The sequence below is a fragment of the Gilvimarinus sp. 1_MG-2023 genome (assembly GCF_030548285.1).
In genome coordinates this window covers 1-259 of record NZ_JAUOSC010001228.1, presented here as the reverse complement: position 1 = coordinate 259, position 259 = coordinate 1, and the positions used below count along the sequence as shown (strand labels likewise).

General features: G+C 54.8%; 1 protein-coding gene. It reads right to left on the bottom strand.

Going from position 1 to position 259, the window contains the following annotated elements; translation table 11 throughout:
* Positions 1 to 259, bottom strand: a 259-nt coding sequence (locus Q4563_RS20780) for a site-2 protease family protein (protein WP_442903835.1), incomplete at both ends; no start/stop codon positions are given.

Here is a 259-nt window from a genome sequence, read left to right as displayed (position 1 = left end):
GCCCCGCAGCGGCAATAAAATTGCGCTGGGCGACCGATTTGGCATTAAAACTCTGCTCTCTCAAATGCTCGGGAACATCGCCTTCCCGCTCATCCAGCATTTTGACGTAGCCACCCAACGGCAGAGGCGCGACAGAATATTCGGTACCCTGCTTGTCTCGCACGGAAAACAACGGATTTCCAAAACCGACTGAAAACCGCAATACCCGGACGCCGCAGCGACGAGCCGCCCAGAAATGTCCATATTCGTGAATCACCAC